The 4,358-nt window shown below is 36.9% G+C and carries 6 protein-coding genes; 2 read left to right on the top strand and 4 right to left on the bottom strand.

All coding sequences use genetic code 11. The annotated features are described in order from the left end of the window. Positions 1 to 233: 233 nt before the first annotated feature. The 4 genes from rpsU to IQ228_RS22015 form a co-directional block, all read right to left on the bottom strand. Positions 234 to 431, bottom strand: coding sequence for a 30S ribosomal protein S21 (rpsU, locus tag IQ228_RS22030; protein ID WP_015078697.1), 198 nt, complete (start codon positions 429 to 431; stop codon positions 234 to 236). A gap of 122 nt (positions 432 to 553) precedes the next feature. Continuing rightward, positions 554 to 820 (bottom strand): hypothetical protein, encoded by a 267-nt coding sequence (locus tag IQ228_RS22025; protein WP_193964438.1) that lies wholly within the window; start codon positions 818 to 820, stop codon positions 554 to 556. A gap of 202 nt (positions 821 to 1,022) precedes the next feature. Continuing rightward, positions 1,023 to 1,898: a 3'(2'),5'-bisphosphate nucleotidase CysQ gene (locus tag IQ228_RS22020; protein ID WP_193964437.1), complete on the bottom strand. Its 876-nt coding sequence runs from the start codon at positions 1,896 to 1,898 to the stop codon at positions 1,023 to 1,025. Between the two features lie 122 nt (positions 1,899 to 2,020). Then, positions 2,021 to 2,884, bottom strand: a complete 864-nt coding sequence (locus IQ228_RS22015) for a sugar kinase (RefSeq protein WP_027402267.1) — start codon at positions 2,882 to 2,884, stop codon at positions 2,021 to 2,023. 350 nt (positions 2,885 to 3,234) lie between these two features. On the opposite strand from IQ228_RS22015, the gene IQ228_RS22010 reads away from it, so the two are divergent. After that, positions 3,235 to 3,846, top strand: coding sequence for a PH domain-containing protein (locus IQ228_RS22010; RefSeq protein WP_027402266.1), 612 nt, complete (start codon positions 3,235 to 3,237; stop codon positions 3,844 to 3,846). A gap of 145 nt (positions 3,847 to 3,991) precedes the next feature. Continuing rightward, the coding region (locus tag IQ228_RS22005; protein ID WP_193964436.1) for a DUF29 domain-containing protein at positions 3,992 to 4,358 on the top strand (367 nt) is incomplete at its 3' end.

The following is a 4,358-nucleotide window of genomic DNA, read 5'->3' as shown; positions in this document are numbered from 1 at the left end:
TCGGTTTGCAAATCGTTTTCCAGCCAATTTAAGAACCATTCGTTAATATGTCAAGTTGCCTGAAAAACCCAACAGACAAAGCTTTCAGGTTTTTTAATAAATTCTCACCCCCTGTGAACGGTTACTATAAGGAAGAACGTCACGCGAGAGGAATCCATTACACTTCTGAAGTGGAGTTCTCTAAAAGGAAATCCTGACAGGATTTCCTAATTCTAGCAAATATGACTAAAAATCTAGCGTTTGAAGCGAGAACGTTGTTGGCGACGTTGCTTGTGTCTGGCTATGGCTTTGCGCTTTTCTTTTTCTAAAGGTGTCTCAAAGTGACGCTTTTTCCGCATATCTTGGAAAATTCCCGCTTTGGAAACTTCCCGCTTGAATCTTCGTAGTGCTGATTCAATCCCTTCATTTTCACCTAAGACCACTTGTGTCATTCCTGTTCCTCCGTAGTTTAATTCAATATTTGAGAACTAAAGTCAAAATAAAATACTCCAGCAGCGCTTAGCGGGAGACTGTATCTGCTGGATACTCTAGATTTTAATTTTTTTTACTGGACTTAGTAGCGATCGCCGCTACTACTACTCCCAAACCAGAGAGTGTAGAGAGTTAGATTCGGAGAGACGTATTTAAAAAAATCTTCAAACGACTTACTCAACCGAAAATAATCTTTGATATCCCCAAGTATAGCACTACATGAGAATATTAACCCATAACGAACAAATTTTCCCAACAAAACCACCAGCATTGTTAGGAAATTCTCCACAACAAATACTGTTTCGATAACAAAATAAGGCGTTGCTGAACTAAGGTATGAAATTCCCAAATTAAACCTTTAAAACTCTGACATTTGCGTCTACTCTTCGAGATCACGAAGCGTGATTGCGCCTTTGCGTGAGACTAAAATTCATACCCTTAATCAGCAACACCCAAAATAAATGATCCTGTTTTGTCATGCTGAGTGTAGCAAAGCGAAACGAAGCATTTCAAGAGATTCTTAACTACACTTTGTTTCGTAAGGGCTGAAGCTACTGAGCTTTAGGCTGACCGGATACTTCTGTAAACCGTGTGAGAATGCTTTGCGCTTCTTGACACAGTACCTCATGATTTTGATAATTACTAGCTAGTAATTCCCCCCATTGATGAATGTCGCCGGTGTTATATTCTAATGGCGTGCAGTCAAAGTGGGTAAAATTACCACCTGCTTCTGTTAAGATTAGTTCAGGAGCAGCCATATCCCAGTCTTTAGGTGCGGATTTACCGGAAAGGGAAATGTAAACATCTGCTTGCTGTTCAAGTATCGCGGCAATTTTGCAACCGACGCTACCAATTGCTTTTTGATTTTGATAGGGCAGGTGCTGTAATAGATATTCTAACCTATCGTTGCGGTGTGAGCGACTAACCACCAAAATTAGATCCTGGATATTTTTATGGGAGTTCAGTCGCACAGGCAAAGAACCTGTTGCAGTTTCGATAAAAGTTCCACTACCTCTAGTAGCATAATATAACTTTTGTGCCTCTGGAACTGCCACGACGGCTAACATTGTCTGTGTTCCTTGAATTAAGGCAATATGAATTGCATATTCTCCGGTTTTGTTGATAAAATCTCTTGTTCCATCTAATGGATCAATAATCCATACCCACTCAGCAGGATTTTTTCCCTGTTGTGATTTATGAGTTTCTTCGCTGATATATCCAAAGTCTTCATTACCTAAAGCAGCTTGTAACTGTGACAAGATATATTCACTAACGGCTAAGTCTGCCACTGTAACAGGTTCGCTGTCTTTATACTGGATATCTAAATTTGGTGCGTCAGCAGTACCGTGATAATAAGAACTCAGGAGACTGGCTGCACCCCAACCTACCTTCCGTGCAATTGTTAATATTTCGGATAAGTCTTTCATTTGGGGACAAATTTGGTTGACACTCTCCGGGTCTTTAGACGCGGAGATTCTATAGAGCAGTTATACCAGTTTCAGGCATTGCCTGATCCAGCAATCACGACTTTTCAAACACCCTCTAAGTATTAGACGTTTAAATTCAACCAAGTTCGCGTACCAAAATGTTTACACGCCTCCGCAGCAGTATTTCCAGCTAGTGCTAATGCTTCTATAAAATTCGTTTCCAGGATGTAGTGACAGAAAGCACCGTGAAAAATGTCTCCTGCTCCCAGTGTATCAACGGGCTGTATTTTTGGCACATTAACTACACCAGACTGATCACGAGTTAAGTATTGGATGGGGTTTTCCCCTTGAGTAATAGCAATATAAGGAATGTTAAAATTTTGCAAATAGGCAAAAACGTCTTCCTGATTTTTGCAGTTAGGCGGATAGAAATTAGCAGAACAAATAGCATAATTGACAAAGGGTAATATTTCTGCAAATCCTGGTTTCCAGCTACCACCATCAATGACAACTGGAATATTCTGAATATTAGCAGTTTGGGCAATGATTTTGCTGACTTCCATTTGATGCCCGTCAATTAATACAATATCAATATCTTGTAAAATATTTGTAGGAATAGAGGTAATATTCGCCTGAGTTTTAACGGCATTAATAGAAATTACCGCTCTTTCACCTGTACCTTGGGTAACAATAATTGAAGAGACAGGTGGCGGTGTTTTCTTGTAGGGGTCTAAGTCAATAATTGCAATTTGGTAATTCTCTAAATCGCTACAAATTAGCTGTGTGATATGGTGCGAACCCAATACACCTAAAACTGTAGATTGGTTGTTTAAATGACTGAAGGTGACGGCGGCGTTTGTTGCGGGTCCCCCTGCTGCTACACTATAGTCAGTGGCAACTAATTTTTGATTATTTTGGGGGGGAGAATCCGCGAGATAAATGAAATCTAAGGTAATTAAACCGACAAATAAGCCAGATTTGCTCATTATTAATTGGTAACTTGCTCAAAGTATTAAGTAAATTATAGGAAAGTTTATGAATTTAATGTAGGGGTAGCACTCCTACATAATTCATTGGTTTAGGTATTTTCAAAATGTTTAATTATTTTTGCTCATGTACTTACCTATGATGATAATTTTTATGCAAGGAATCAAAAAAAAGTGTAATTTTTGAGAATTGGAAACTTTAACCTGGATTGTCTTCATTTTTTCAAGTTTGTTCTTATATCTTAACAGAGATTAGTAAAATACTGTTAAGTAAATTCGTAAATCAAATAGCAATGACGTATAATCAATAAAATCATAGTAAAATTAATTTGCTTAGAGAGTAAAAGATCATGTTCAAAAATATGGCGATGGATGCACTAGGTTTGAGTGATATTGGTGCTGTGATCAAACCAGAAGATTTTCATAAAGTTGATAGTGATGATTATGTGATTCATGAAGAAGGGGAAAAGATCTATTTTTTAATTAAGTCGAAAACTGATGAATACTGTTTTACTAACCTAGCGTTAATTCATCTAGATGGAAATTCTGCGGTTAGTAAAAAACGTCTACTCAAACGTTTTAGTTATAGTCATCATATTATTAAGGATGTGAAGCTAGAAACCGCAGGAACAATAGATATGGATATCGAAATCAAGTTAATAATGGGGGATATATCCTATTCTATTGATGTTGCTAAAATTTATATTAATCCTTTGAAAGACTTGTACAAGGCTTTACTGAAAATTGCCTCAATTCAACGAGAAAATGCTCTTTATCATCAATATGCTCAAACTAGTTTAAATACAGCAGCTAGTACAGTTAGTCGTTCAACAACTACATCAACTTCAGAAGAGCAATTTAAATCAATTAATCAGTATGCTTTTAATTGGTTAAAATATGCTCATGAAACTTATGTGCGGAAAGATTTTGGTGAGGTGTTTGAGAAGTTTATTAATAACTAATTGATAAATTACAGCAAATTGTCATCAAACCCCTCTCCGCAAGCGATGAGGGGAATAAGATTTACCTCCTAAGAGCATCAAACCGCTGTATGATTAAAGATGTAATGAAAATAGATTTGCAGAAATTGAAGAGGAGATAAAAGCAATGGAAAAAGCACCAGTAACAACTCTCTATAATCAAGATTTTGTTCTCTGGGTTGAGAATACAATTCAGCAATTAAAGGAGAGAAATGTTAATGATATTGATTGGAATAATTTAATTGAGGAGGTATCATCTTTGGGAGGAAGAGAGAGACGAGAATTAGAGAATCGTTTGACGACTTTGTTTGAACACGCACTCAAACGATGTTATGTCCCCTTACCTGACTATTATCGGGGGTGGGAAAATACTATTAAACGAACTCAAAAAGACATAAAAAAATTGTTAAGAGATTCTCCTAGTTTACAGAATTATTTTTTAGAAATTTTCTCTGAATGCTATCTAGATGGGGTTGATAACCTAATTAATGAAT

This window comes from Dolichospermum sp. LEGE 00246, assembly GCF_015207865.1.
GTDB lineage: Bacteria > Cyanobacteriota > Cyanobacteriia > Cyanobacteriales > Nostocaceae > Dolichospermum > Dolichospermum heterosporum.
Note: the sequence above shows the minus strand (reverse complement) of the source record. Positions and strands in the feature narration are given on the sequence as shown.